This window comes from Microcoleus sp. D3_18_C4 (assembly GCF_036702355.1).
Lineage (GTDB): Bacteria > Cyanobacteriota > Cyanobacteriia > Cyanobacteriales > Microcoleaceae > Microcoleus.
Genome location: NZ_JAUBTF010000017.1, coordinates 24,587 through 48,669 on the forward strand (window position 1 = coordinate 24,587; position 24,083 = coordinate 48,669).

A 24,083-nucleotide genomic window follows, 5' to 3' on the forward strand; every position below is an offset into this window, starting at 1 on the left:
TCTTACTCCAACAGAGGAAATTTCAACCTAACTCTTGTCACCCCCAAGAATGGGGGATAGGAGGAATTTTTGCCGAGTTCAAACAGCGCGCAGGTACTACTTTTGACCTGGTTGTTAATACCAATTCGAGATTTAGTGCGGAAGTATTATCTCGCCTACTTCTCTGTTTTAACTTCTAATACGCCACCGTTGGTGGGGCTAAAAGTTACTTGGAACTCAGCAGTTTTTTCAGAGCCTGCTGCGGCATCTGCAGGAGTTTGCAAAACCGGCAGAGGAGTTTCTTTGACGAAATCTTTAGCTGCTTTATTTGTGGGATCGAACTGTAGGATCTCCCCGTTTTGTTTTACTTTGACCCGATAAGTCAAGCTTTCGGTAAATGTCGGAGTTGTTCTCCATTTTTGGTCGATTTGTGCATACAACTGCTTTCCGATCGCATCGAGTTCGGCTTGGTCAGAAATCACTGATGTGGCAGTGGTGGCAGCAATGGGTGCAGGACTTGCAGCAGCAATGGGTGCAGGGCTAGCAGTCGGTGCGATCGAACTTGCTGCGATTTGCGGGCTGGGGGGAGAACTCACAATCGCCCCGGCAGTCGGCGCCTGTGGTGCAGTTTCTGCTAGTTTCGCTTGCTTTAGCTGGCTGGAAACAACAGACATATTGACCGCAGCTAAAGTAAACATTGCTACGAACCACGAGGCTGCCAGGATGCCGCGTTTGATCGACGAGGCTTCTGAGGGTTCGGCAGCGTGAGACACAAAAGGTGCAGGTGCAAGAGGCCTGTCAGCAACCGCAGGCTTTTTGCTAGCAGGTAATGGCATCGGTAGCGCGACGGCTTCTGTCTCCGAGTCCGTTTCTTCACCTTCTTCGTGGTGGGCGTAGCGAGAAAACAGGAACTCCAAAGCAAAGTTGCGAAGTTCGTAGTATTTCGGGTCTTCCATAATCCGCGCCCGGTTGCGGGGACGGCTGAACGGAACGTGCATATCTTCGCCGATGGAAGCAGCAGGCCCGTTGGTCATCATCACGATGCGATCGGCCAAAAACAAAGCCTCATCAATATCGTGAGTAATCATAATGACGGTAATTTTTTCCTTCCGCCAAATTTTCAGCAATTCTTCCTGCAACTCTTCCCGGGTAATCGGGTCTAGAGCTCCGAAAGGTTCGTCCAAAATCAACAGTTTGGGACGAGTTGCCAGAGCTCTGGCGATCGCCACCCGCTGTTTCATCCCCCCGGACAATTGGCCCGGTCTTTTGTTACAAGCTTCGGTCAGCCCCACTAATTCCAAGTGTTCCTGGACGATCGTATTGTGTTCGTCTGCGGACTTTTCCGGGTAAACATTTTCAACGCCGAGGTGAATATTTTCAGTAGCAGTCAGCCACGGTAGCAGCGAGTAGTTTTGAAACACCACCATGCGATCGGGGCCTGGTTCAGTAATCTGCGAACCTTCCAGGGCTACTTCTCCGTTTGTCGGCCCGTTGAATCCCGCAATCATATTCAGCAAAGTTGATTTGCCGCAGCCAGAGTGACCGATCAAACAAATAAATTCGCCTTCATTAATAGTCAGGTTTACACCGTCGAGAACCACGTAAGGGCCTTTAGGAGTTTCGTAGACTTTCGATACGTCTTTAATCGTAAGAAAGTCTTGCTTGGGCGTTTGAAGTTTGGTTTTTTGGGGAGTTTTTAGAGTTTGCATATTTTCAGGATTTGGATTTTGGGTTGAGGAATTAGACATGACAACTTTGGATTGAGAATTTGAAATTAGGGACTTAGGAAGCGGGAAATGTGGAGTCTTGTTTCCTGATTTCTTGCTCCTCATTCCCTCTTCCTATTTGCTGGTTATGCTGGCAGTTTGATGGAACACTGACTGCCTATTTGTTCAATTAAGATTTCTTCAATGCGGACGGCACGTTTGATTTTGACATTGTGAAGATAGTCGATCGGGTCGTCGAGATTAAACACAGTGCCGTCAAATAGCTCGATCGTCCGGCGATCTCTGGCAATATCCGGCAAACCCAATTCGCGCACTGCTTGACCAAAAACATCGGGCCGCAAAACTCGATCGACCACTTCCACCCAGTTTTTCGGGAACGGGATCAGTCCCCAGCGAGCCATCTGCGCCATCACCCACACCATTTCTAGGCGGTCTGGAAAATTGGTTTTGTCAACAGAGAACTGGTTGAAATTGTAGAGCATTTCTGGTTCTGCCTCCGTACCAGAGTTGTACGGATCGATGAACCCTGGACGGATGTCTTTCGGATCGGCGCCAATGTATTGTTCTTGGCTAATCAATGCTAGGACTTCTTCGCGGTTGCGCCGGTCATCGCAGTATTCGCAGGCTTCCAAAAGCGCTTTGACGAGGGCGAGGTGGGTTTGAGGATATTTCTGAGCCCAATCTTCACTAACACCGAGAACTTTTTCGATGTGTCCGGGCAGAATATCGAGGGAACGGGCCATAACAAAACCCGTACCACTGTTGACTGCGTGGGAGTTCCAGGGGTCGCCTGAGCAGTAACCGTCAATGTTGCCTGCTTTTAAATTCGATACCATCTGCGGGGGCGGAATCACGGTCAAGCCCACGTCGAGATCCGGGTCGATGCCACCGGCGGCCAGCCAGTAGCGGAACAGCAGATTGTGCATGGAGGCAGAGTGTACCATGCCCAAGGTGTGAACTTTATCGGGAGTCTTGGCGATCGCAGCTTTGAAATCCTCTAATGTCCGAATGCCTTGTCTGTAGAGGTCTTTGTTGAAAACAATCGAATTGCCGTTGCGAGAGAGCGTCATAGCGCTACAGACGGGTACAGGGGCTTCACCGTCGAGGCCCAACAGCATCCCGATCGGCATTCCTGCGACCATTTGCGCCGCGTCCAGCCGTCCTTCGGCGACTCCTTTGGCGATCGCTTTCCAGCTAGGTTCGCGGCTGAGAGTAACTTCTTCCAAGCCGTGGGCTTTGAAGAATCCTTTTTCTTTAGCTACTACTAAGGGGGCGCAGTCTGTGAGGGGAATAAAGCCGATGTCGAGGTTGATTTTTTCCAAACCGTTGCGGGCGATGACAGGCGGTTGTTGTTTGGCCCGACGCTGTTTGACCCGCTTTTGCTGGTTGAGGAAGTAAACCATTTCGTTACGCAGTGCGTAGTAACTCGGATGGTTGACAACTTCCATGCGCTTGCGGGGGCGGGGAATGTTCACTTCGAGGATTTGCCCGATTTGCGCTTCCGGGCCGTTGGTGAGCATCACAATGCGATCGCTCAGTAATAAAGCCTCATCCACGTCGTGAGTTACCATCACGCTGGTGACTTTGCTTTCCTCGCAAATTTTCATCAACTGGTCTTGCAAACCGCCGCGAGTTAAAGCGTCGAGAGCTCCGAAGGGTTCGTCTAGCAGCAGCAATTTCGGGCGAATCGCCAGGGCGCGGGCGATCGCAACTCTTTGTTTCATCCCCCCAGAAATTTCGCCTGGGCGTTTGTCGGCGGCGTGTCCGAGTCCCACTAATTTAATGTGGTGTTCGATCACCAACTCGCGATCTTCTGGAGAGTTGCCGCTGTAAATTTCATTTACTGCTAGGGCAATATTTTCGCGCACCGTCAGCCAAGGTAGCAGCGAGTAATTTTGAAACACCACCATTCTATCCGGGCCTGGATCGCGGACTTCGCGCCCTTCTAAAGTAATCCCGCCCTGACTTGCTTTGTCGAGGCCGGCGATGATATTTAGCAGCGTAGATTTGCCACAGCCCGAGTGGCCAATTAAGGTGATGAATTCTCCCTTTTTAATTTTCAGTTCGATATTTTTAAGAGCGATGTATTGCTCTCCATTGGGCAAATTAAATACACGGTCAACGTGGTCTACTTCAACAAATACTGACATGGTAATTTTAGGTTAGTTTGTAATTTGTATGATGCTGATTATTAATTGGGCATTGGGCATTGGGCATTGGGCATTAATTTACAACTCATTTCTACCAGTTTGTAGTTGGCAACCATTCCCCATTCCCCATTCGCCATGCCCGATGCCCGATGCCCGATGCCCGATGCCCGATGCCCAAATTCTATTTCTGTTCTTCGGGAACAACTTTGGACGCGATGAAACCAACGATTCTGTCTAAAATCAAACCGACGATTCCTACATAAAGCACTGCTAGAATCACTGCACTGAGTCGAGAACTGTTGTAAGCGTCCCAGATGAAGAAGCCGATGCCGACGCCGCCGACTAACATTTCCGCAGCTACGATCGCCAGCCAAGACAAACCGATGCCAATTCTCAAGCCAGTGAAGATGTAAGGAACAGAAGAGGGAAGCAGGATTTTCCAGAAGTATTTTTGGTTAGGGAGGCGCAAGACGCGGGCGACGTTTCTGTAGTCTTGGGGTATTTGTTGAACCCCTACTGTGGTGTTAATTAGAATCGGCCAAATTGCTGTAATTAAGATTACGAAAAGTGCTGAAACTTCGTTAGCTTTCATCCCCAGACCTTCAAAGGGATTGAACTGTTGAAATACAGCCAGGGCGATCGGCAGCCAAGCCAGGGGCGGGATAGTTCTGAATACTTGAAACAGCGGGTCTAAAGCATCGAACATTAGGGAGTTTGTACCGATCAGGATGCCTAAACTGATGCCGAGAACTGCTGCCAAAGTAAAGCCGATCGCCACCCGCTGCAAGCTAGCAAAAATTTGCCAGAACAAGCCTTTGTCTGTACCGCCGTTGTCGAAGAACGGATTGATAATCAGATTCCAGGTTTCTTGGACAGCTTTGATTGGCCCTGGCAAGCTGGAGTCGGGACTATTGCAGAGGATTTGCCAGATTATCAGCAGAACTGTAATTGCTACCAGCGGGCGGATGATTTTTCGGCGGTTTTTTTGAACATGATCCAGAACGAAATTTACTGGATTTTTGCTTTTAGTAACAGCGAGGTTTGTTGCCATTTTTCTTTTTGCAGTATTGTGAATAATCGATTATTTTTAGATACTTTGAACAGAGTTCAACTGGTTTAGTTGGTGGAACGCACCCTGCGTTTCACTCTGTTCAACACCGTCACTTTTAGGTATTTGTCAAGTGTCAACAGTCAACACTCAACACTCAACCAACTAATTATGCTTTTTTGATTGCCAGACTCTTCAGATATTCTTCTGGTTTTTCTGGGTCAAACTTCACGCCGTCAAAGAAGGTTTCGACACCGCGAGAAGTAGTAGTAGGAATTTGGGCGGCGGGGACGCCAAGTGTTGTCGCTGCTGCTTTCCAAATATCTTCCCGGTTAACTTTATCAACGGTTGCTTTGATGTCGGTAGTTGCTGGGATATAACCCCAGCGAATATTTTCAGCTAAGAACCAAGCATCGTGACTCTTGTAGGGATACGAAGCATTATCGGCCCAGAATTTCATCGCCACAGGGCTGGCAGCTTCAATGCGGCCGGTACCGTAGTCAATTTGACCTTTAGAGCGACCGATAATATCTGCTACTGGAACTTTTAACCACTTATCTTGAGAGATAATTTGGCACATCTCATCGTGATTTTCTGCCTTGTCGCACCACTGCTGGGCTTCCAGTACGGCCATTGTAATTGCTTTTGCAGCTTTGGGGTTTTTGTCAACCCAATCTCCTCTTAAACCTAAAGCTTTTTCAGGATGATCTTTCCACATTTCTCCAGTTATTAAGGCGGTGTATCCTACCTTTTGAGTAACGAGCTGAGCATTCCAAGGTTCGCCTACGCAAAAGGCTTCCATGCTGCCAGATTTCATGTTCGCTACCATTTGGGGCGGCGGTATGGGAATCACGGAAACATCTGTATCTGGATTAATACCGCCGGCTGCTAGCCAGTAGCGTATCCACAAGTCGTGGGTGCCGCCGGGAAAGGTCATAGCAATAGGAACGTTTTGATTTGCAAAAGCTGCTTTCAGAGGTGCGCTGTCTGTACCTACTTTTAAATCTAGGTATTTTTTGCTGAGGGAAATTGCCTGACCGTTAGTATTTAACCGGGCGACAATGTACATCGGCACTGGCTGATTGCCTTTGGTAATAGTGCCTAATGTCATGTGGTAAGGCATCGGAGATAAGATGTGGGCTCCGTCAATGCCACCTTTGTCGGAACCGAGTTCTAAGTTGTCGCGAGTAACTGGCCAAGATGCTTGTTTGGTAACTTGTACGTCTTTCATGCCGTACTTGGCAAATAACCCTTTTTCTTGGGCGATGATTAAGGGTGCTGCGTCGGTGAGGGCGATGAATCCGAGTTTGGCTGCGGTAACTTCTGGGGCGTCGGCAGGGTTGATGTTGACTGCTGGGGCAGCGCTGGGTGATGCGCCACCGGCTGCGGGGGTTGCACCTCCGTTAGATGTGGTCGAACCGGAACTGCAACCGTGGGCTAGGAGGGTGCCGGCTGCTGTTGCTCCGGCGGTGATGATGAATTTTCTTCTAGAAAGGTTGCTCATTTGTCTTGAATTGTTGTTGTACTTTGAGATGGTGGAAATGTGAGATGTGAGATTGATTCGCGACCTTTGCATCGCACCTCACTTTATTAGATTAGGCGTCGATCGACACTTTGCCGATCGCCCGCGCGCTGCAAGTTAAAATGAACCCTGGTTCTAAATCTGCCGCCGCGTCTGGTTTGCTGTCGTAGACCGTTTCGCCTTCTAGGAGTTTTTGCTGGCAAGTGCCACAGCTTCCCGACCGGCAATTGCTGTCAAGTTCGACTCCTGCCCGTTCGGCAACATCGAGAATGAACTCATCTTCGCTGCAAGCAACTTCTTTGCCCGATCGAGCGAAAATAACAGTAGATGTCTGAGGTTTGGCTGCCGAGACTGCTGTTTCGCCCTCCTCAACCGTCAATTGCAGTTGCCGGTTCAGCACAGCTACATCCCCTGTAATCTGTTTGGGAACTGCGCCAAACTGCTCGACTAACAGTTGATGCAGCAGCGGTTTGAGGTCTTCGCAAGGAATGCCTTTTTGGACGCAAGCACCCAAATGAGCGTCTTTGCCAACTGTGCCTCCCATGTAAATGTCTACACCTTCGAGGGTTTTGCCGTTCTTGCGAACTTTTGTTCCCATCAAACCAATGTCTGCTACCTGGGGTTGACCGCAGGAATTGGGGCAACCCGTCCAGTGAATTCTGACAGGTTTGGGAACTGACAGTTCGGCTTCGAGTTCCTCAATCATTGCCACGGAGCGGCTTTTGGTTTCGATGAGGGCGAAGTTGCAAAACTTGGCGCCGGTACAGGAAACCAAGGCTCGCGTTAGCGGTGCGGGGTCGATGGAAAAACGCTGCAACAGCGGTTCTTTGACCAGCGATTCAATCCGCGAGTCGGGAACGTTGGGAATAATCACGTTTTCTTCCACAGTCAGCCTGAGCTCGCCGCTGCCGTAAACCTCGGCGATTCTGGCCAAATCGAACAAATCCGATGCCTGCAGCCGTCCAACTGGAACGTGCAGCCCTACATAGTTGAGCCCTGATTGTTTTTGGGGGTAGATGCCGATGTGGTCGCGTTTCTCCCAGATGATTTCATCTTTCGGCGCGGCGGCGGGCAAAGTGCGACCTAATTCTTGTTCGACTTCGGCTCGGAATTGTTCGATTCCGAGTTCGTCAATCAGCCACATCAGTCGCGATTTTTGGCGGTTTGCTCTCGGGCCTTGATCGCGAAACACAGTTAAAATTGCTTTGCACAAATCTACAACGTCGCTAGGACTTGCCCATGCGTTGAGAGGAATTGCAGCTTCGCAGCGTTTGGCGGAGAAGAAACCGCCGACTAAAACGTTAAAGCCGATGTTGCCGTCTTTGTAAGCGGGTACGAAGGCGATGTCGTTGATTTCTGCGTGGACTGAGTTGTCGCGGCAGCCTGCGATCGCAATATTAAACTTTCTCGGCAAATTTGAAAACGCGGGGTTGCCTTCGCCGCTGTTCGTAATCATGTCTTGGACTTGGTTCGCCAGTTCCCGCGTATCAATCAGTTCGTCGGCGTCCAGGCCCGCGACTGGGGAACCGGTGATGTTACGCACGTTGTCCATGCCAGACTGGATGCTGGTCATGCCCGCTTCTTTGAGGCGGCGGAAGATGTCGGGTACGTCTTCGATGCGAATTCCGCGCAATTGCAGGTTTTGTCTGGTGGTGATGTCGGCGCTGCCGTCGTCGCCGTAGCGTTGGACGATTTCTGCTAGGGTTCTGGTTTGATTGCTAGTAATGATGCCGTTGGGCAAGCGCAGCCGCATCATGAATTTGCCGGGAGTTACTGGCCGAAAGAAGATGCCGAGCCATTTGAGGCGGTGCTCGCGATCGATTTCGTCCATTGCTTCCCAGCCGATGGCGGCGAAGTGGTCGAGTTCGGCTGTTAATGCTAAGCCATCTTTTTCGGCTTTGAGTTTTTCAAACTTGTTCAGGCTCGCTTGGGCTTTGGGTTCTACTGTTTGGGTCATCGGTTTACCCTCGCTGCTGACTTGTGTGGGGAGGTATTGACTTGGAGCATAAAGTGTGTGTTTCCTGCTAACCTTAGTGACTGTATGGATTTAAAACTGTATATTTAGTTACTAGATGGAATTTCTTTTAAGCATGGTTGGTCTTCTGTAAACTTGAGTTTGACTGGGTACTGGCTCGAACGTCGCCAAACTATTTATGGTTATAGTTGCTACCTACCGATGATTCGGTTGATCGCTGCGTTTCGATGCACCTTTGTTATGAGCTAATGTAAAGCCCACGATTGTAAATATTCGTAGCTATTTTTACAAAATATTGAGTTTTATGAATATTTCGCATAGGGCCGATGCGTTTTATACATGGGAAATGGGTAAAGACACCCCCAAAACCGAAAAATCTCTCTAAATCTTTAGATTTAGGAGGGGAGAGGGGGAAATTGGAATATCTAAAATTAATGTTGTGAGTGCGATCGCAGACTTAGAAAGAGATCGTCACAACATTAGAGGGGTCGCTGTCACACAGTTTGCCTCAAAACATCACATTGTGTGCTATGCCAGCGTCACTCTTGATTTTCCAAGAAAGAGAGATGATATAAGCATCGAATTCAGGGAATGTCTCATGTTTTTAGTTCAACTTCTCCCCGGCGCTATTTCCGAAATGCTTGCTTCTGTTACGGATACGGGTTGTTTGACTTTAGCCGATCGCTACGGCTTGATGGCTGCTGTTTTGGATGACTCTCTCGACGATGAATACAGACATTCGATTAACCGCCTGCTGCGTTCTGTGCTCAAGGGAAGAGTCAAGATAGTCAACGAACTGTCGGCGATATATTAACAGCATTTAAAAATTTGATGGATTTATGCAGCGCTGCAAGTGTAGAAACCACCGACGGAGTTAGAAGGAACCCACCATGCCTGCGGATGTAGGGCAGAAAGTTAATTGGGTGTTCTAAAAACGTGCGATCGTTCTTGCCGTATGATTTTTTTTGATTATCCAATTCTCGCTTTGGGCGGCACTTACAGAAAAAGTGCTGATTCATGAGAGCCTGTTGGGTTGAACGCTGATAGTAAAATTAATAAAATTGTTGTGCGCGATCGGCATTTGAGGAGTTTGAGGAATGAAGTCATCCCAAGCAACGTAATTATAATTATTAGACATTTCCAGAAAAGCCTGTCTTGAACAGGCAGGATGCCTGTTCCACAATAATTATTGGAGAGGTCTATTGAACAGGGCTGGAAATGAAAGACAATGTATGAAAATTATTAATCAAACAATCCAAATATTAACAGAAGCAGGCATCGGCATCTACAACATCACGCCCACTTTTGTCAAAATTCATTGGTAATTGATAAAAAATCAATTAAGTCGAGCGGCAGGAAAAAACAATAACATTTTGTAGGGGCCGGTATAGCCTGGATATTGACTTGCAGACAGTTTATGGCTGGACTCAACCGCCTAAACCCGGTAGTTGGTTTATTTGCACCTATACAAGACTTATGCAGCCATACTTTATACTGTGCCTGCATAAATCCTGTATTTAGTTACTGCCATTGGTGAGTTTTTTTAACCAATATAGTTGATATAATGCGATCGCCAGACCAAATTTTTAGCAATATTTTAATATATTCAGGCGAAATATATGATTGACTGAAAATTAAAAACAGTCGAGCGAGCAGACTTGACAATTTAACAATAATTCCCAGGGAGCATTTTATGAAATCCATTGCTAAAAACAGCATCCACTGGACTTACTCAGTGGCTATTTTCTGTGCCCTTTTCGCACTACAGCAACAAAAAGCTACAGCAGCAACGCTATCTAACGGATGGAACTATGCGATCGATTCCTTCAACGACGGCGTGACAGGGCCCCAAATCGGCGGCGGGGAATTTGAATTTTACGGCATCGCCATCAAAGAAACATCAGATACAGCTTTCATCGCCATCAATTCTAATCTAAGTTTAGCAGGATATGCCGACCCACTAGCTCAAAGAGGCAACATCAACTACGGCGATTTATTCTTCAATTTTTCCGGTCAAAACTTCAATACAGCTAACGCAAACGGCAGCTTGTTTGGTATCCGCTTTGCCGCCGGAAATGACTCCGGCGTGGCGACAACAGGCGTTTACACAAATGTTACAGCGAAAAACGTCACCCAAACTAACTCTGGCTTTAGCAATTTAAATCAATTCAATACGGTAGTGGCATCTCAAGGCGGAACCCCATCAATGGGCGATTTAGCTGCCACAAACCCCTATTTTCTACAAACAGGAAACTCGACGATTCTCAACTCAATAGCTACGGGTACAAAAGTAGGAGAAATTATTTTTTTAACGCCAGCAACTTTGAGCGCCCTCGGTCTTGATTTCGCTCAGTTTAATGCAGTAGGTTCTCAAACAATTGGATTCAGTTTCAATAAATCCTCAATGCCTTCGGGGAACTATATTGCTAACTTTTTTGCCGAGTGCGCTAACGATGCGATCGCTATTAAAGGCTCTTTTGAAAAAGAATCTGCTGAAGCCGTACCGGAACCTTCTACTATCTTCGGTACTTTAACCGGATTTGGGATTCTAGGTATTGGCGCAGCAAAACGCAAAATTAAGCGGAAGATTTTTTAAGTTAGGTAGGGTGTGCATTAAGTACCTTACGAATAGCTGTTATGCACACCTTACTAATAGGCGTAGTGCCTCACAAATTGCCAACAGTAGAGTAGATTATGGATAGATAAAATGTGCCCAAACATTCCCATCTGGCCCAGCCACTTGATTGACATAACTGTAGGGATACATCAACTTTCTCCCCTCAGTATCGCTGTAACCAGTGAGTGCATCTCCCCAAGGATCTTGCACTATATAACCCTGAGAATTGTAGCCAATGACAGTAAGAATGTGACCCGCTGCAGTAAAATCTCCGGCTAAAACTACTGGCCGCCGATTTAGCAATTCCGATCGCACCTCGGCCCATTTGCGAGTCGTACTAAAACTCGTCTTAAACCCGTAGGCCTGAATCAGCGCGGAAAGCACACTGTGATCCGTTTGAGAACCCTGGCCGGCATAGTCGAAACACCACTGCAACAACTCATCCTCCAACTGTCCGCCCCACTGAGAACGAAGGCCATAATAATAAAGCACCATGGCGATCGAAGTTACGTTGCAAGTAGACCAGTCAAAACGCGGATTGTCCCGCTGCGAAAAATACGGCACGTTCAATTCCACATTGTTCGGAACCGGATCGAAAATTTTATCTCCCCGCTTGAACTGAACAAAACTAGGAAAAACATAACCTGTATTGCCAAAATTCGGCAGTTCTTCAGTCAGAGAAACTTTCAGGTGAGATCCTTCCGCACCGTAGCTGTTCACGCCGTAAACTCGACCTAAAGGCAGCGGAGTTTTCTCGGTACTGCTCAGGCTAGCAGCATCTACTGGCCGTTTTTTAAACACAGTTGCTTGCAGAATAGTCATCGTCAAAGCATCCGGGTCAAAGGGAACTTCTTTGCCGTCTTTTTTAATTTTAACGTCCTGCCAATAAATAAATCCGATATTGCCGAAACCGGGAATTGATTCGGCTAGAGTTACTCGGAAATGCCCCAAAATGCAGGCATAACCAGTAATGGCATAGGTAGTGCCTAAAAGTAGGTCAGCAATTTGATCGGCAGGCAGTTTCGATGAATCTTCGGGTTTAGCTTTAATCTGAGTTGTTTGAGTTACCAACAGTTGAGCGCTGACGTTACTATTGGGTACGTCAGCCAGGTCAAATCTTAGGATTTGAGTACCTTTGGCAAGCTGAACGTCGGGTTCATAAAAATAGCCAAAAGTGCCGACAGGCCAAATTGCTGAATCCACAACCACCTTGAGATGCCCGTCAATAAATCCGTATTTGCTAACGGCCAACGTCTGGCCTGCTTTGACAAAAACTTTTTGCTGATTGTTGAGCCGGGAAGAATCAAGGGGAGCTACCTTAAACAATGTGTCAGAAAGTATCTTTAAGGTCAAACCTCGTCCGACAGTTAGCGGATCGGAAGTTACGGCAATGTAAATTATTTGGCTGCCAGTAACGTTGCCTTTGCTGTCAGTTGCCCGCAACCTGAGCCACCGAGCTCCCGCTACGCTAAATCCTTTAGACAAATTAACTTGCCAAGTGCTGGTCTCTTGGTTTAGCGTGACGCTGAGGGGCAATGTATCCTCAGCTATCACCTCAATTTTTGCTGCTTGTTGCCGATCATAAGTACCCCTAAGGACGATGGGCTGATTTACTAAAACTTCTGACGGCCCTTGATAAGTTAAATTCACAGCGGGATTGAAAGATTTGCCACCCCGACTGAATTGCACAAAATCGGGATAAATGAAACCCGTATTGCCAAATTGCGGCAAATTCTCGGTCAGCGAGACTTTAATGTGGCTTTGTTCGATCAAGAATCCGGCAATTCCGTAAATCATTCCCGCCGGCAAGGTAATTTTTTCTTGGGGTGGCAGGCTAGCGGCATTTATCGGCCGCTTTTTAAACACAGTCGTTTTGATTACAGTCATCGTAACCGCATTTCTATCATACTCAATTCCCTTGCCGTCTCGCAAAATTTGGACGTGCAGCCAGTACAGAAATCCCGAAGTTCCTAAGTTAGGAACTGCTGCAGCAAAAGCGACTCGGAAATGGTTTTCCACGCAAGCGTAGCCAAGAATATTGAAAGTTTCTCCCGCGTTAAATTGTAATTTCTGAGTTTGTCCTAAAGTTCCAGAATCTGCAGGGGTGAACTTTAACCAGGTCTTTTTTATCACCCACAGTAACTGCATTCCAGGCGGCGGAACCGGCAACTCGGCGCGATCGAATATGAGAATTTTTGCGCCTTTGGTGATGAGTACGTGTTTTTCGTAGAAAAAGCCGGACTTTCCCACCGGGTAAATTGGATTATTTAGTTGAACATTCAGATGTCCGTCTTCTAACTCGTAGTCGCTAACTTGATAAATTTTCCCTGCTGGTATGTCCGCTTTTTGCAGCTCGTTGAGATTGCTCGCGGGTAGTGTTCCGGCTTTGAATTTGGTATCTGTGAGAGTAATTAAAGTGAAAAATTGAGCGGGTGACACAGAAGCAGGATTAACTTTGATGTTAATTGTTTGTTGGCCGATAACTTTGCCGGTCTTATCAGTTGCCCTCACCTGCACTGTGCGAGTTCCTGTGCTATCGAATCCTTTTTCTAAACTGATGTTCCAAATGCCTCTAGAGAGATTTATCCCTACATTCAGGGCATTTGAGCCTTCTGTTGCTGAAATCGCTGCCACTAGATTTTTGTCAAAAGTGCCAACTAAGACACCGGCTCTATTGACCTCAATTTCTCGCGGGCCTAAGTAACTTAAAATAATGTTGCTGTTTGTCATTATCTATCCCCCTACCTACTTAATTATTCAGCTAAAGCAAGGATAACTTCTGATTTTATTAAACACAATGACCTGAACCAGGACAAAATCGCCCCTAGATTTAGCCTACGGGCGGTTAATGCCTTTTCCAGCATAAGTTTTTAATTATTGGCGGGAGTTGCCCCACAAATCTCACTTTAGGCGTAGAATAAGCACCTTAACCGAATATATGCCTGTTTAAGCGGATTTGTGGTGTAAGTTTTGAGGGAAAGAATTTAGTTTGAGTAAGTTGCTTCCCCCTGTACCTTTGACCCCTCATATCAAATCCGTTAGCATCGGAATAGTAAATTCGAGTTCACTGTTGACTGTTGACTGTTGACTGTTCACGGCGTCAACAGTCAACCGTCAACAGTCAACATCATAAGGAGTGTAACCGGAAATGATATCACTGGCTGAGTCAGGACTTACGAAAAAAACCCGGTTCCTAGGAGAAGATTGCCTATAGCAACGAGGCATCTTAGGAAGGAACCGGGTTTTTAGCCGTTTGGTGCGTGCAGGAGTGTTAGTGCGATCGGCTAAACTTCGACTAAACTATGGTGACGAGAATATCTTGAGCATGAGTGTCAACTTTCATGGTGTCGCCCTCATAAACTTGAATGATTTTGCCGGTGCCGTCGATGACGAAAGTAACGCGCTTGGCATAATCGCCTTTCTCGACATCGTAAGCTTTGGTAATCGTGCCATCAACATCTGCTAATAGCTGGAAAGGCAAACCGTATTTTTCTGTGAACTTTTGGTGCGATTCCTCGTTGTCTCGGCTGACACCGAGAACTACTATATCTTTGCCCTTGTATTCTTCATGGGCTGCTTTGAAGCTTTGGGCTTGTCTTGTGCAGCCGGGGGTGTCATCTTTCGGGTAGAAATACAGGATTACGGTTTTACCGGCAAATTCGGAGAGGGATACTGTTTTGCCGTTCGTGTCTTTGGCGGTAAATTGAGGCGCCGCGCACCCAACTGGTAATGTCATAGTTTGGTTTCCCTTGTTTGGTTTTTATTGCACTTCCTCAAGTTATTTTACTTGGTTCTGTGCCTTTTCAAGAGACCATTGCTAAAAATCGCGATCGCCCCTTACTTAATGACGTTAAGCTTGACTGCATTTAATTTGCACCTAGGACGCGACCTAAAATGGTTCACCTCAGCCATAGTTTCAATAGACATTTCTAAAAAAAGCAAATTAAGGGCAGGCCGGATGCCTACCCACAAGAATTATTCGATATGTCTAATTGAATATTCGCGGGTTCTAGACACCAACCGATTAAGCAGCAGCGGGTATCATAGACGGATCGATCGCAATTCCTAAACCTTCTGCGACTTGGCGGCCGTAATTCGGATCGGCGCGGAAAAAATGGCACAGTTGGCGCATCTGAATCTCCGGTTTTGCTGCACTCAAACTTTCCACAATGTTAGCTATAAGCCGCTGCTGTGCGTCGGGTTTCATCAAGCGATAAAGGTCTCCTGCTTGGGTGTAATCGTCATTGCCCTTACGGTGATCGTAGCGATCGACTTTGACATTTCCTAAGTCCCAAGCTGGGTCAGCATAAACACAGTTTTGCTTCGGCGCATCCTCGTGGCTGTTGGGTTCGTAGTTCGGCCCGCTACCACCGTTGTTACCCGGTGCCATTGCGCCATCCCGTTGATAGTGCATCACCGGACACTTTGGTTGATTGACAGGCAATTGCTGATAGTTTGCACCGAGACGGTAGCGTTGAGCATCTGGATAAGACATGATGCGAGATTGCAGCACTTTATCTGGAGAGAAACTAATACCTGGAACGACATTAGAAGGAGAAAATGCCGCCTGTTCTACCTCAGCAAAAAAGTTTTGTGGATTGCGATTGAGTTCAAGAATTCCCACGTCAATTAACGGAAACTCTGAGTGCTTCCACACTTTTGTCAAGTCAAAAGGGCTTTCGCCATACTCTGCGGCTTGGGCTTCTGTCATTACTTGAATGCAAAACCGCCACTTGGGATAATTACCTTGCTCGATCGCCTCAAACAAATCGCGAGTCGCATGATCGGGGTCTTTGCCTTTGATCTGCGTCGCTTCTTCGGCGGTGAAATTATCAATACCTTGCATGGTTTTGAAGTGGAATTTGCACCAAACCCGTTCTCCTTGAGCATTGATGAGGCTGAACGTATGGCTGCCAAAACCGTCCATGTGGCGGTGGTTTTTCGGCGTACCGCGATCGGAAAACAGAATAGTTATTTGATGCAAAGCTTCTGGACTCAGCGACCAGAAATCCCACTTTGCGTCAGCATCTTTGAGATGCGTTTGGGGATGGCGCTTTTGGGTGTGGATCAAATCAGGGAATTTGAGCGGATCGCGGATGAAGAAAACAGGGGTGTTATTGCCTACTAAATCCCAGTTTCCTTCTTCGGTGTAGAACTTGATCGAAAAACCTCTGGGGTCACGTTCGGCATCCGCTGAACCTTGTTCGCCGCCTACTGTAGAGAAACGGAGGAGAACCTGAGTTTCTTTGCCAACTTCTGAGAATAGCTGAGCTTTGGTGTAGCGAGTAATGTCATGGGTGACCGTGAACGTGCCAAATGCAGCGGCTCCTTTGGCATGGACAACGCGCTCAGGAATGCGTTCCCGGTTGAAGTGAGCCAGCTTTTCCATCAGGTGAAAATCCTGCATGAGGATAGGCCCGCGTTCACCTGCTGTCAAGGAATTCTGGTTATCTGCAACGGGAATTCCGCTAGCGGTTGTCAATGTTTTGTCTTCGGTCATAGTTGGGTAAATTGATTGCTGCATCCTAACTATTGTATAGCTTGCTGGGAAGGAGGTCTATCTGCGGAGGTAATTCTCTGATGGTCAATTTTTTGTTAAATTATTAGTATGTTTGCAAATTTTGCTGATTCAATTAAAACTAATTTACCAATATAATATAATTATTTCCTACACGAAAATTATCACAAAAAGTGCTGATTAGTGGGTTTATTTGTGTTTCAAAAATGGCTTGGTGGGACCAGGCAATACTCCAGAAAAATATATTGATAAACTCAAAGAAGCTATTGAGTCATTTTCCGAAGTCTATGAATTAGAGTCTGATGTTTGTCTCAGGATTCTTTCTATTAATGAATTACACGAAGTTCTGAATTTAGAAGCTCCCGAAGCCTCAGACACTTATGAATCCAGGAAAGTTTATGCCTAAAAACCTTCCATTTTTAAAACCTAAAGCATTACAGCAATTGCCTAATCAATACCCCAATCTTTCAGTTGTTGTGTAACTGATTGGATCGGCAAAGCAGCAGCAGTACCAGTACCAGATATAACCAGCTCTTGATTCTGTGTTCGACTGATGGTGTAACTACCTTTCCACACAACGCCAACAACGCGATTTTGCTGGTCTAATACGGGACTACCAGAATTACCGCGAGCTATAATTGCAGACATTTCTAACTCTCGGTCAGTCTTGGTGATGACTTCTCCTGTTGCAACTGTCAAATCCTCGGTCGTGTAGGGATATCCAATAATGCGGATAGGTGCGTTGAGGGCAACAGAGGCCGAGGATCGGGGCAAAGGCTGAATATCTTTCGGAATGTCGGTGACTTCTAGTAAAGCTAAATCTAGGTTGTCAGAGGCAGCAGTAATTTTAACACTCTTAGCGGGTTTCCGCTTGCGGAATTCGCTTGAGAGCGGTTTACTGTAAAATTCAACTTCAATTTTTTTATCGCCCTGGGGTGTATTTTTGCCAGCCGTTGCCACATGGCGATTGGTAACAACCCAACCTTTGTTTCCTTGCCGTTTTACCACCCAGCCAGTACCATAATTTAACTCGGAAGAACTTTTAACAATAACTCGGACAACCGACCGCTTTAATGAAACAAAAGGTTCATCTTTTAAACTGGGCAATCGCTCTGGACTAGCCAACAATTGCGGATTTTTTCGCAGAGCTAAGAGCCGTTCCGTCTCTTTGAGAAATAATTTAACAGTCAGAGAGTTGGGGTCTAACGCAATTGCCCTCTTACAGGCTTCAATTACTCGATCGAACTTCCCTTGGTGCTGTAAAGTAAAAATTAAATTGATGTGAGCTTGGGTATTTTTAGGGTTGAGTTGAATCGCTTTTTGATAGGTGGCGAGCGCTTCATCTTGTTTCCCCTGCTCGTTCAGGAACACGCCCAGGCTGTTGTAGGCACTGTCATTTTTAGGGTGGAATTGAATCGCTTTTTGAGAGGTCGCTATCGCCTCTTCCAGTTTCCCCTGTTTCTGAAAAATCGCACCTAAATAGTAGTAATCTTCAGCATCATTGGGATCTATTTGGATGGCTTGGCGGTAAGCTGCGATCGCCTCATCTAATCTCCCCTGTTGCTTTAGGGCCCAACCTAAACGGCTGTAAGCTTCGGCATCATTGGGATTTATTTGGATGGCTTGGCGGTAAGCTGCGATCGCTTCATCTGGTTTGCCTTGGAAAAAAAACAGCAGATGGCCCAGACTTTTATAAGCTTTGGTATCGTTTGGATCTATTTGGACGGCTTGGCGGTAAGCTGCTATTGCTTCATTAAATTTCCACTTGTCAGAAAGCGCATTGCCGAGTAAGTTGTAAGCCCAAGCAAACTGAGGGTCAACTTTAATGGCTTGGCGGTAAGCTGCGATCTCTTCATCTTCTGCATTTTGACTACGCTGCACAATCGCTTGAACAATATAAGCAAAGGAGGTGAGGCGATTGGTAAACCACGGCAGTGTCGCTGCCACGTATAACAATAAGAAAACTGAGGTTAACTTGGGCAAGAATTTTTTAGGAACTTTTGGTAAAGGCATAATCTTTCTTTATTTCTAAGTTCGATAAGCCTAGTCTACTTCCTCTGAACTTGGTATGCTTTTCACAACTCCAGTTTGACTATAAATCTGTAACAATTAAAAATATAGTAGCTGTTCAGAAATTCTCTCAATGACTTTTATCCCATCCGAAGCGTTTAAATCTATTAGTTATCCCGATCGCACTGTCAAAAGAGCCGATCGCGCCGTTCGCTGTTCCCCTTTTCAATTACACTTCTTCCAGACCATCCGCGATAACAGCGTTTTCCTAACTGCGATCGCCTCAAATTCCGGTGTCGAAAGCGGCTACACCCGATCGCCCGTATCCGAACTCGTAGCCGAAAACTCCCTACTGTGGCTGATCCAAGTCGGCGTGTTGCGGCGGGAAGTAGATGGACAAGGGATTACCGACAGTTTTCGCCTCACGCCCCTAGGCCGCCAACTCGTGGAAAAATGGGAACAGGAAGGACAGGGAGTGCCAGCCGCGTCATTGTGCGATCGCATGGGAAATGCCGTTAGCCGCGGGTTGGGACTATTTCTATGACCTTTTCTCGCTTGACGGCGAGTTCAACCGCGATCGCACCATAGCAGTTTTTGAAGAACCGGGCGATCGCATCCCCGTTCCAACCTTTGCCGAATCCTTTAATCTCACCGTCGGTGAAATGTTCAGTTGGCTGACTGAGTAGCGCCACCTAGGTTTATGAATGATTAACCGCAGAGGGCGCAGAGGGCGGGGAGCAGGGAGAAGAGAGAGTACCCTACGGATTTGCTTCGATCAAATGTGCGGTCGATCGCTTATACTAAAATATCTGGTTGTCAGCTCTTCAATGACGAGAGATGACTAAAGTTGTCACTACAAACTTAATTATGATTATTTAACCGGACTTGATATCATCTTTCAAATAACCGCTAACTACTAACAACTAACTACATAAAACGTTTCTCAAAAATGGAAGCTAAATCTTACAAAGACACCGTAAATCTGCCCAAAACCAAGTTTGATATGCGCGCCAACGCCGTCAAACGGGAACCAGAATTGCAACAATTTTGGGCCGATCAAGAAATCTACGATCGCCTTTCGGAAAATAACCCAGGCGACTTGTTCATCCTCCACGACGGGCCCCCCTACGCCAACGGACAACTTCACATCGGCCACGCCCTCAACAAAATCCTCAAAGATTTTATCAACCGCTACCAAATGCTGCGCGGCAAAAAAGTCCGCTACGTGCCCGGTTGGGATTGTCACGGATTGCCGATCGAACTTAAAGTATTGCAGAACATGAAATCGGAGGAGCGACTCAATCTTACGCCGATCGAACTCCGCCGCAAAGCCTCCGCCTTCGCGCAGCAAACAATGGAACAGCAGCGCGAATCCTTCCAGCGCTACGGCGTTTGGGGCGACTGGGAACACCCGTATTTAACCATGAAACCCGAATACGAAGCGGCTCAAATCGGCGTTTTCGGTCAAATGGTTCTCAAAGGCTACATCTACCGCGGCTTCAAACCTGTTCACTGGAGCCCGAGCTCGAAAACAGCCCTCGCCGAAGCGGAATTGGAATATCCCGAAGGCCACACGTCGCGCAGCATCTACGTCGGCTTTCATGTGAAAAAATTGTCAAAATCCCTGCAAACGAAGCTCAAGCGCTATATGCCGAGCCTCTGGGCGGCGATTTGGACGACTACTCCCTGGACAATTCCGGCAAACTTGGCGATCGCAGTTAATCCCGAATTGACTTATGCGGTGGTGGAACCGCCGGCAAATTCCCACATCGCACAACAATTTATGTTAGTAGCTGTCGATGCGGTCGATCGGCTGTCGGCAACTTTTAACACTCAATTAAAAATACTTGCCACCTTCAAAGGCAAAGAATTAGAAGGCTGCATCTACAAACACCCGCTGTTCGATCGCGAAAGTCCGATCGTTGCCGGCGGCGACTACATTACCGCTGATTCCGGGACGGGATTAGTGCACACCGCACCGGGACACGGACAAGAAGACTTTATAGTAGGAAAACGCTGCGGTTTGCCAGTTTTAACACCCGTAGACGAAAACGGAAATTTCACCGCAGAAGCCGGACAGTTTGCAGGTTTAAATGTCCTCGGAAACGGCAATGCCGCAGTGATTGATGCCCTTGCAGAAGCAAATTGTTTGATTAAAGAGGAAAGTTACGCTCACTCTTATCCTTACGATTGGCGCACGAAAAAGCCGACTATTTTTCGGGCGACAGAACAGTGGTTTGCCTCCGTTGAAGGGTTCCGAGATGAAGCATTAAAAGCGATCGCCGAGGTGAATTGGATTCCCGCCCAAGGGGAAAATCGGATTACTGCAATGGTGGGCGATCGATCGGATTGGTGTATTTCTCGCCAGCGGACTTGGGGCGTTCCGATTCCCGTATTCTACGACGAAGAAACCAACGAACCGCTGTTAAATGAAGAAACGATCGCCCATGTGCAAGCCATCTTTGCCGAACGCGGTTCCGATGCTTGGTGGGAATTGTCGATCGCCGAATTACTGCCGGAATCTTACCGCAATAACGGCCGCACTTACCGCAAGGGTACAGACACGATGGATGTATGGTTTGACTCCGGTTCTTCTTGGGCCGCAGTTGCCAAAGGTCGATCGGAATTAAACTATCCTGCTGATATCTATTTGGAAGGTTCAGACCAACACCGCGGCTGGTTTCAATCCAGCTTGCTGACCAGTGTAGCAACTAACGGCGTTGCTCCTTACAAAACTGTTTTGACTCACGGTTTTGTCCTCGATGAAAAAGGCCGCAAGATGAGCAAATCTGAAGGCAATGTCGTCGATCCGGCAGCCGTAATTAAGGAATATGGAGCCGATGTTTTGCGCTTGTGGGTGTCTTCGGTAGACTACTCAGCAGACGTGCCTTTGGGCAAAAACATTCTCAAACAGCAATCGGATGTTTACCGCAAAATTCGCAATACAGCTAAGTTTTTACTGGGCAATTTGCACGACTTCGACCCGGCAAAAGATGCCGTTGCTTACGAGGAATTGCCGGAACTCGATCGCTATATGCTGCACAGAATGGGCGAGGTTTTTGCGGAAGTCCAAGATGCTTTTGAAAGCTTCCAATTTTCCCGATTTTTCCAAACTGTGCAGAATTTCTGCACGGTGGATTTGTCTAATTTTTACTTGGATATTGCCAAAGACAGACTTTACATCAGCGCGACAGATACCCTTCGCCGCCGCAGTTGTCAGACGGTGATTGCCATTGCTGTGGAGAATTTAGCAAGGGCGATCGCACCTGTGTTGTGTCACATGGCTGAGGATATTTGGCAGTACCTTCCCTATCCGACTCCTTACAAGTCCGTGTTTGAAGCGGGCTGGGTGCAAATTGATGCTTCATGGCACAATCCAGAATTGGCTACTCGCTGGCAGTATTTGCGACAAGTGCGCGGCGAAGTTAACAAGGTTTTGGAAAAAGCCCGGATGGAAAAGGCGATCGGTTCTTCTTTGGAAGCTAAGGTTTTGCTGTACGTTCCCGATGTTGAGAAAAGACAGCAATTGCAAGCTTTGAATCCCAGCAGCGAAGAATTGGTCGATTATGTGCGATCGCAAAATTCAGTCATCGAGTTAGCAGCAGAGGAGAAGGCAAAAGCAGCACAAGATCGACAGGAAGAACAAGCAGCAAAAGTTGCCAAAGTCTTGACAGAAAACAAAATTTATGTTGAGGCGGAAACGATCGCAGAAAAGAGCGATCAACCTTCTCAGATAGTAGAGTATTCTGTCCCTGAACTGTCTGCTTCCGATTCGCAGCCAATCTTAGATCAAGCCGCCGAGTTTTTAGCTAATTTGCCTGAATACGCGGGCAACTTTTTTACAGAATACCAACAAGCGCTGGTAACACTTGGGCTGTTAGCCTCTGTGTTAGTAACGGGCAGAGTAACGCTGGCGATTTTGGATACGATGAATCAGATTCCGATGTTGGGAGGCCTCTTTGAAGTCATAGGCATCTTATTTACAATCTGGTTTGCTTTCCGTCACTTGCTGTTTGCCGCCAACCGTCAAAAAATTGCAGAACAAATTGATTTCCTGACAGCAGATGTGGTGGGCAGGAGTACAGCGCTTGTGCTTGCAGAAACAAAGGCGATCGTCCTCGCACCGGCATTAGATACAGCGCTTGTGCTTGTAGAAACAGAGGCGATCGCACTCGCAGCCCCAGCCGAACAAGTGTTTGCAGAAACACCCCAAATCCAGAAAGCAGAATTAGTTGCGATCGATCCCAAACCAGAAATTCCTGCTTCCATAGCTGCAGGGCACGATTCTACAATGATCGGCAAGGGTGTAGACGAATTGCGGTATTTGTTCATTACTTCGGAAGTGGAACTGGTAGAATCGAATGCAATCCTGCAAGAATTGCCGTACAGTTATCAGTCTCCAGAGTTGGCGATTGGTGTGGTCAAAGCAGACGGGGAAAAGTGCGATCGTTGCTGGAATTACTCGACTCACGTCAGCGAGTCGATCGAACATCCGCTAATTTGCGAACGCTGCGTATCAGCAGTAGACGGCAAATTCTAACGTAGGCTGCGCTTCGGGAAAAATTTTTGAGTTTGTGGTAGCCACATTCAGCCCGAAGCGCACCTTACAATAACTTCATTTGCTTATTTCTGATTAAAAAAACCGCAGACGATTTCACCAGGGTTGTTTTGTCCAAACGCCAAAACAGTTCCATCTTTCTTCACTGTAGTGCGATCGCGGCAATTGTAGACTTCCAGAGGCTGTTTCACTCCATCCACACTCAGAATTACCCTGTATTCCCAATAGTTTTTCGCACTGCGTTTGATATCGACAATGCAAATCTCGCGGCCTCGATCGTTGTGGCATACAGATGCCTCAGCAGGAAGCGCCCAGAAAAAAGATATCAATAGCAACAAGTAGCAAACACATTTCCTCATCAGCCAAACTACTAAGTTTTATCTTACGTTTTTTGATAATCAAGTGACAGTATTTTGCAAGCGACTTAGCAATTGGGTGCGCCCTCAAGTGGCGACATCGTAAGATAGCTGAACCATACCCGAACTATATGTCTGACATCCAGTTAACTGCAAAGCTGTAGTATTTATGGGATTAACAAATAAAGGAATTCCCTCGCCCAAAATAAGCGGATGAACCGAGAGAATCACTTCGTTGACAAAGTTTTGATTCAGGAAATCGCGAATCAGCAGAGAACCTCCCACCAACCAAATATTTTTGCCGTCAAGCAAGCGCAAATCATTGACAAAAGTCTCTAAATATGTTACCACTTCGACATCAGAAGTTGCTTGAAAATCTAGATTTTTCGTAAAAACATAACTCTTTTTTTCCTGGTACGGATACTCGCCAAAAGTTAGAACTTGTTCGTAAGTTTTCCGACCCATGAGAACCGTATCGATGCTATCTAAGAATTTATTATAACCGTAATTTTGGTCGGTAAACAGCCAGTCAATATCGCCGTTCGATCGCGCGATATAACCGTCCAAACTAGATGCAATGAATAGTACAATTTTACGCATGGCAAAACCCAGGTTTTTGGAAT

The 24,083-nt window shown here is 46.9% G+C and carries 18 protein-coding genes and 1 pseudogene; 6 read left to right on the forward strand and 13 right to left on the reverse strand.

Translation table 11 applies throughout. The annotated features are described in order from the left end of the window. Nucleotides 1-155: 155 nt before the first annotated feature. The 6 genes and pseudogenes from QUA90_RS11215 to QUA90_RS11240 all read right to left on the reverse strand — a co-directional run. Nucleotides 156-1,727, reverse strand: coding sequence for a nitrate ABC transporter ATP-binding protein (locus tag QUA90_RS11215; RefSeq protein WP_333445480.1), 1,572 nt, complete (start codon nt 1,725-1,727; stop codon nt 156-158). A gap of 104 nt (nt 1,728-1,831) precedes the next feature. Next, on the reverse strand, nt 1,832-3,856 hold the full coding sequence (locus tag QUA90_RS11220) for a nitrate ABC transporter ATP-binding protein (protein WP_333385351.1): 2,025 nt from the start codon (nt 3,854-3,856) through the stop codon (nt 1,832-1,834). Nucleotides 3,857-4,037: 181 nt separating this feature from the next. Further along, nucleotides 4,038-4,907 carry a nitrate ABC transporter permease gene (gene ntrB, locus QUA90_RS11225; RefSeq protein WP_333331683.1) on the reverse strand — a complete coding sequence of 290 codons (870 nt, stop codon included), beginning with the start codon at nt 4,905-4,907 and terminating at the stop codon, nt 4,038-4,040. A gap of 166 nt (nt 4,908-5,073) precedes the next feature. Continuing rightward, the gene (locus QUA90_RS11230; RefSeq protein WP_333083848.1) at nt 5,074-6,408 is read right to left on the reverse strand and encodes a CmpA/NrtA family ABC transporter substrate-binding protein; all 1,335 of its coding nucleotides are present in this window, start codon (nt 6,406-6,408) and stop codon (nt 5,074-5,076) included. Between the two features lie 91 nt (nt 6,409-6,499). Next, complete coding sequence (locus QUA90_RS11235; protein WP_333445546.1) at nt 6,500-6,826, reverse strand: 2Fe-2S iron-sulfur cluster-binding protein; 327 nt, start codon at nt 6,824-6,826, stop codon at nt 6,500-6,502. Between the two features lie 18 nt (nt 6,827-6,844). Then, nucleotides 6,845-8,383, reverse strand: a pseudogene (locus QUA90_RS11240) (ferredoxin--nitrite reductase); the annotation flags it as partial. Nucleotides 8,384-8,999: 616 nt separating this feature from the next. Between QUA90_RS11240 and QUA90_RS11245 the strand changes: the two are divergent. Further along, nucleotides 9,000-9,215 (forward strand): hypothetical protein, encoded by a 216-nt coding sequence (locus tag QUA90_RS11245; protein WP_333083847.1) that lies wholly within the window; start codon nt 9,000-9,002, stop codon nt 9,213-9,215. Nucleotides 9,216-9,416: 201 nt separating this feature from the next. Here the strand turns inward: QUA90_RS11245 and QUA90_RS11250 are convergent, their stop codons facing one another. Further along, on the reverse strand, nt 9,417-9,539 hold the full coding sequence (locus QUA90_RS11250; protein ID WP_333331677.1) for a hypothetical protein: 123 nt from the start codon (nt 9,537-9,539) through the stop codon (nt 9,417-9,419). A gap of 555 nt (nt 9,540-10,094) precedes the next feature. Here QUA90_RS11250 and QUA90_RS11255 point away from each other — a divergent pair. Beyond that, nucleotides 10,095-10,997 carry an XDD3 family exosortase-dependent surface protein gene (locus tag QUA90_RS11255; RefSeq protein ID WP_333445482.1) on the forward strand — a complete coding sequence of 301 codons (903 nt, stop codon included), beginning with the start codon at nt 10,095-10,097 and terminating at the stop codon, nt 10,995-10,997. 96 nt (nt 10,998-11,093) lie between these two features. Here QUA90_RS11255 and QUA90_RS11260 read toward each other — a convergent pair whose 3' ends face one another. From QUA90_RS11260 to QUA90_RS11270, 3 genes are all read right to left on the reverse strand, one after another. Beyond that, a complete protein-coding gene (locus QUA90_RS11260) occupies nt 11,094-13,748 on the reverse strand; it encodes a C39 family peptidase (protein ID WP_333445484.1) in 2,655 nt (884 codons plus the stop codon). 565 nt (nt 13,749-14,313) lie between these two features. Continuing rightward, nucleotides 14,314-14,754: a peroxiredoxin gene (locus QUA90_RS11265; protein WP_333329306.1), complete on the reverse strand. Its 441-nt coding sequence runs from the start codon at nt 14,752-14,754 to the stop codon at nt 14,314-14,316. A 288-nt stretch (nt 14,755-15,042) separates the two neighbouring features. Then, complete coding sequence (locus QUA90_RS11270) at nt 15,043-16,518, reverse strand: catalase (RefSeq protein WP_333445486.1); 1,476 nt, start codon at nt 16,516-16,518, stop codon at nt 15,043-15,045. Between the two features lie 232 nt (nt 16,519-16,750). Between QUA90_RS11270 and QUA90_RS11275 the strand changes: the two genes are divergently transcribed. Then, nucleotides 16,751-16,942 carry a hypothetical protein gene (locus tag QUA90_RS11275; RefSeq protein ID WP_333445488.1) on the forward strand — a complete coding sequence of 64 codons (192 nt, stop codon included), beginning with the start codon at nt 16,751-16,753 and terminating at the stop codon, nt 16,940-16,942. 41 nt (nt 16,943-16,983) lie between these two features. On the opposite strand, the gene QUA90_RS11280 is transcribed toward QUA90_RS11275, so the two are convergent. Next, the gene (locus QUA90_RS11280; protein WP_333445490.1) at nt 16,984-18,549 is read right to left on the reverse strand and encodes a tetratricopeptide repeat protein; all 1,566 of its coding nucleotides are present in this window, start codon (nt 18,547-18,549) and stop codon (nt 16,984-16,986) included. Between the two features lie 130 nt (nt 18,550-18,679). Here QUA90_RS11280 and QUA90_RS11285 point away from each other — a divergent pair, with 130 nt between their 5' ends. From QUA90_RS11285 to ileS, 3 genes are all read left to right on the forward strand, one after another. Beyond that, nucleotides 18,680-19,090: an Npun_F0494 family protein gene (locus QUA90_RS11285; protein ID WP_333143934.1), complete on the forward strand. Its 411-nt coding sequence runs from the start codon at nt 18,680-18,682 to the stop codon at nt 19,088-19,090. Further along, nucleotides 19,056-19,232 (forward strand): hypothetical protein, encoded by a 177-nt coding sequence (locus QUA90_RS11290; RefSeq protein WP_333445492.1) that lies wholly within the window; start codon nt 19,056-19,058, stop codon nt 19,230-19,232. The genes QUA90_RS11285 and QUA90_RS11290 overlap by 35 nt, the downstream gene beginning before the upstream one ends. A 263-nt stretch (nt 19,233-19,495) precedes the next feature. Next, entirely contained in the window at nt 19,496-23,086 is a 3,591-nt protein-coding gene (gene ileS, locus QUA90_RS11295) for an isoleucine--tRNA ligase (RefSeq protein WP_333445494.1), read from the forward strand. A gap of 83 nt (nt 23,087-23,169) precedes the next feature. Here the strand turns inward: ileS and QUA90_RS11300 are convergent, their stop codons facing one another. Together QUA90_RS11300 and QUA90_RS11305 are read right to left on the reverse strand one after the other, a co-directional pair. Further along, on the reverse strand, nt 23,170-23,442 hold the full coding sequence (locus QUA90_RS11300) for a hypothetical protein (protein ID WP_333445496.1): 273 nt from the start codon (nt 23,440-23,442) through the stop codon (nt 23,170-23,172). A 105-nt stretch (nt 23,443-23,547) separates the two neighbouring features. Next, a complete protein-coding gene (locus tag QUA90_RS11305) occupies nt 23,548-24,060 on the reverse strand; it encodes a dihydrofolate reductase family protein (protein ID WP_333445498.1) in 513 nt (170 codons plus the stop codon). Between the last annotated feature and the right edge of the window lie 23 nt (nt 24,061-24,083).